At 68.7% G+C, this 4,680-nt stretch carries 3 protein-coding genes; all 3 read left to right on the top strand.

Translation table 11 applies throughout. From position 1 onward, the window contains the following. Window positions 1-1,217: NAD(P)/FAD-dependent oxidoreductase (locus tag D7Y21_RS40395; RefSeq protein WP_147469525.1), on the top strand; the 1,217-nt coding region annotated here is incomplete at its 5' end. Between the two features lie 883 nt (window positions 1,218-2,100). Further along, the gene (locus tag D7Y21_RS40390; RefSeq protein WP_121718551.1) at window positions 2,101-3,060 is read left to right on the top strand and encodes a sigma-70 family RNA polymerase sigma factor; all 960 of its coding nucleotides are present in this window, start codon (window positions 2,101-2,103) and stop codon (window positions 3,058-3,060) included. A 114-nt stretch (window positions 3,061-3,174) separates the two neighbouring features. Continuing rightward, window positions 3,175-4,569: a hypothetical protein gene (locus D7Y21_RS40385; RefSeq protein WP_147469524.1), complete on the top strand. Its 1,395-nt coding sequence runs from the start codon at window positions 3,175-3,177 to the stop codon at window positions 4,567-4,569. Window positions 4,570-4,680 lie beyond the last annotated feature (111 nt).

Genomic DNA, 4,680 nt, shown 5'->3' with positions numbered 1-4,680 from the left:
CGGTGTACGAGCGCTCCAAGCACCTGGGAGGGCGGGCGAGGACGACGGAGGTGGAGGGCTTCCGCTTCAACCTGGGTCCGCATGCCCTGTACCGGGCGGGCGCGGCGTTTCGGGTGCTGGAGCGCCTGGGCGTGAAGCCCACGGGAGGCGTTCCGAATCAGACGGGCTCCCATGCGCTGGTCGGCGGCCGGCTGCACACGCTGCCTCGGGGCGCCGTGACATTGATGACGACGGACGTGCTGTCGCTCGCCTCGAAGCTGGAGGTGGCGAAGCTGCTGGCGGGGCTGGCAAGCATCGACACACAGCCGTTGGGGTCCATGTCGATGCGGGAGTGGTTGGAGACGCGCCTGACGCGCAAGGACAGCCGGGAGCTCGTCGGGGCGCTGATCCGCGTGTCCTCCTACTGCGCGGACTTCGAAGCACTCAGCGCGGAGGCAGGGCTGAAGCAGCTTCAGTGCGCGACCGCCGCGAACGTGCTGTACGTGGACGGAGGCTGGAGCACGTTGGTGGACGCTGTGGAGCGGCTGGGGCGCGAGGCAGGCGCCCGGCTGGAGCTGTCCGCGCGAGTGGAGGCCGTTGTCCTTCAGGAGGGGGGCAAGCGGGTCGAAGGCGTGCGGCTCGCGGACGGCACGGTGCACCGCGCGGACGCGGTGGTGATGGCGGGGAGTCCCGCGGACGTGGCGGCGCTCATGCCGGGAGACGCGGTGCTCGCGCGGGAGGCGCGGGAGGCGGTGCCCATCCAGGCGGCGACGCTGGAGCTGGGGCTGTCGGCCCTGCCGAGGCCGGACGCGCTGTTCGCGCTCGGGCTGGATGGGCCCTGGTACGCGTCGGTGCACTCGGCCTCCGCGAAGCTGGCCCCGGACGGGGGCGCGATGGTGCACGTGGCGAAGTACCTGGGCGGCGCGGACACGGAGGCGAGCGAAGCGGCGCTGGAATCCGTGATGGACGCGCTCCAGCCGGGATGGCGCGCGAAGGTGGTGGCGCGCCGCTACCGGCCCTCGCTCACAGTCAGCGCCGGGTTGCCCCGGGCCGTGAACGGCGGGCTGACCGGACGCCCCACCGTGGAGGTCCCGCACGTGGGCGGACTGTTCCGGGTCGGCGACTGGGTGGGCGCGGAGGGCATGCTCGCGGACGCATCCCTGGCGAGCGCCGAGGCCGTGGCGCAAGCCCTGGTGCGACGCACCGAGACGTTCCAGCGCCACGCGGCGGGAACTTGAGGCCAATGGGCGTACAGGCCAGGAGCCCCTCCCCTGCGGCGCAGAGCAAAAACCTGTCGGACAGTCGGACAGGTTGGGAGGACCGCGGCAGGCCCCCCGCGCTGCCCCGGGGCAGCTGGAAAACCTGTCGGACAGTCGGACAGGTTGGGAGGACCTCAGCCGGAAGCTCCTGTTCCATCCCGATGGCGGAAACCTGTCGGACAGTCGGACAAGTTGGGAGGACCTCAGCCGGAAGCTCCTGTTCCATCCCGATGGCGGAGGCCTGTCGGACAGTCGGACAGGTTGGGAGGACCTCAGCCGAAAGCTCCTGTTCCATCTCGACGGCGGAAACCTGTCGGACAGTCGGACAGGTTGGGAGGACCTCAGCCGAAAGCTCCTGTTCCATCTCGACGGCGGAAACCTGTCGGACAGTCGGACAGGTTGGGAGGACCGTGACCGGGTCCTCGGCGCTGGCTCCTGGGCGCGGAAACCTGTCGGACAGTCGGACCGGTTTTAGGGGACCAGGCGGAACCCGTGATGACTCCAATTGGCGGCGACCTGTCCGACAGTCGGACAGGTTGGGGGACCTTGGTAGGGCTCCCGGGCTTTGGCTCCGGACTGCGGAAACTTGTCCGACAGTCGGACAGGTTGGGGGGCCTTGGCGGGGCTCCCGGGCGCTGGCTCCGGACTGCTGAAACTTGTCCGACAGTCGGACAGGTTGGGGGACCTTGGCGGGGCTCCGGGCGCTGGCCGCGGACCTTGGGAACTTGTCCGACTGTCGGCCAGGTTTGGCCCGGTCCGGGCCCGGAGGGTCTCGGTGTGGAGGTTCGGGGGCTTGGGGTACCAGGCGTTGCGGTGCTCCAGTGATGCTCCTGGATTCTTGGAACGTGAGGGCTTGAACGGGATGGATTCACAGGCGCGAGGAGCACTGGGACAGGCCGCACGCGAGCACGAGCGCTTCCTCTGGGGGCTCTGCTACCGGATGACCGGCGTGGCGGCGGACGCGGACGACCTGGTGCAGGACGTCTATGCGCGCGCGCTCGCGACGCCACCGGAGCGCCTGGACACCCTGCGCCCCTGGTTGACCCGTGTGGCGGTGAACCTGGCGCGAGACCACCTGCGCCGGCGCCGCCGCGAGGGCTACGTCGGTCCCTGGCTGCCTTCGCCGGTGGAGACGGGCGATGAGGAGGTCCTACCCGCCGTGGAGGCAAGGCTTCCGGGCGGTGGCTCGACGGAGGGGCGCTACGAACTGCTGGAGAGCGTGTCCTTCGCCTTCCTGCTGGCGCTGGAGGCCCTGTCACCCAAGCAGCGGGCGGTGCTGCTGCTGCGTGATGTCTTTGATTACTCGGTGCTGGAAGTGGCCGAGGCGCTGCGCATGAGCGAAGCGAACGTGAAGGTGGTGCACCACCGCGCGCGGGCGGTGATGGCCGCGTATGACCAGTCACGTTGCGTGCCCACTCGCGACGTGCAGGCTCGCACGCGGGCTTCGCTGGAGGCCTTCCTGGGTGCGCTGGTGACGGGAGACGTGGCTGCCGCGGAGGCGCTGCTGGCCTCGGATGTGCGCGCATTGTCGGATGGAGGCGGAAAGGTGCGCGCGGCCCTGGTGCCCATCGTGGGCCCCCAGCGCGTCATCCTCTTCATGCGCCGGCTGATGGAGATGCGGGGGCCTCCAGTGGCATGGGAGGCGCGGATGCTCAACGGCCTGCCCGCCGTGGTGGCGGTGTTCCATCCAGGGGCGGATCCGATGCTGGCCCTGAACATGGTGCTTCGCGTGGACCTGGACTCCAGCGGACACATCCATGCGCTGCATTCCGTGTTGGTGGACCGGAAGCTCATGGGGGTGCGCATGCCCGTGCCGGAATGACACGGACTTCGTGGAAAAAGGGTCCTGATAAAACTTTCACAGCGCGTATCCGTTTGAGCGCACTCCCCGGGAGAGGCGAGCAGGGCTCGCCTCGTTCATCTGAGAGGAACTCGAATGTCGATGCGGAAGATGTGGGTCCCCAGGGTCCTGATGTTGGGTGGTCTGACGTTGCTCGCCGGTTGCGGCCGTGAGCCCCGCCCCGTGGAGGTCATCCAATCCCGAGGGGCCGAAGGCGTTGCGCTGTTGATTGAGCGCGAGGATGGCGCGGGTCCCTACGTCGAGAGCACGGCGGAGCGCTTCCGGGTCGTCGCCTCGGGCGAAACCATCAAGTCCGTGCGCTGGAGCGCCAACGCGGGTGTCGTCGCGCCTTCCAACGAGCGGGTCACCTGGACGCTGCCCACGGCGGGGACAGCATCCCTGTCCGTCACCGTCGAGACGGAATCCGGCAAGACAGCCGAGAGCTCGTTCCAGTTCAATGTCGTGGCCGCGCCGCTCGCGTCCAACTCCGCCATCGATACGAGGCCGGATGTCACCGGCAGCAGCTGCGACATCGCGTTCGACAGCACGGGCAAGGGGCACGTCATCTACACGAACGACACCCACAACAGCCTGTGGTACGCGAGCTGGGACGGCACGTCCTGGACGACGGAGCAGATTGACGGTCCCGGCTTCAACAACGGGGGCGTCTTCGTCGCGAAGAGCCAGCTGGTCGTCGACCCAGTCACTGGCACGCCGCACGTCGCCTACTCCAAGGGAACCGGCACCATCACGAACACGGCGACGCGGGTGGGCTATGCCACGCGCGTCAATGGCGCCTGGATTCGGGAGGAGGTCGACGCGTCGGTGGTGCTGCGCTTCAGCATCGCGCTCAACCCGGCGCAGGCGCAGCAGCCGGCCATCGTCTTCACCTCCAACCCTTCGGCGGGCCTCAAGGTCGCGACCCGGACGGCGGCGAACACGTGGTCCACTGTGACGCCCTCCACCAGCATCCATGCGCTCACGAGCGACGCCCTCTTCGACGCGGCCGGAGCGCTGCACTTCATCACGCACCAGTCCTCGAGCGGCTACGTCAACCAGTTCCTGCAAGTCCTCCGGGGTTCGACCCTGGAGTCCTTCCCGCTGAAGACCAGCACCTCCGCGCCCTGGCTCGCGACGGCCTGGGGGCCGGACTCGCACTTCCTGGCGCTCTCCAACGGCATCTCCGAAGGCGAATGGAACGCCATCGAGGACATCACGGTCGGGACGCCTGCCGCGTCCAGCACCCGGAGGGTCTCGACGGTGGATTACAAGTACGCCTCGTCAGCCCTGGCCTACGGCGGAGGCAAGCCGGTCGTCGTCCTGCGCAATGGGACGGCGCTGACGCTCGGAACGACGGACGCGCAGGGATTCTGGACGTACACGCAGCTGGGAACGGTGGAGGACAACAGCCGTCCGAGCGTGGCGATCCGTCCCACGGATGGCGTGCCGCATGTCTGCTTCCAGCGGGACGGCAAGGTGACCTTCCAGTAAGGCCGACCACTGACGGATTGCCCCAAGGGGTGAAGCCCCTGTCCAAGCGCTCCCTCCGTTACCAGTTCCCTGGTGACGGACGGGGCGTGCGAACGGGGGGACGTGCATGGC

It is taken from the genome of Corallococcus sp. AB045 (assembly GCF_003668895.1).
Classification (GTDB): domain Bacteria; phylum Myxococcota; class Myxococcia; order Myxococcales; family Myxococcaceae; genus Corallococcus; species Corallococcus coralloides.
This window is presented reverse-complemented; position numbering and strand designations above follow the sequence as displayed.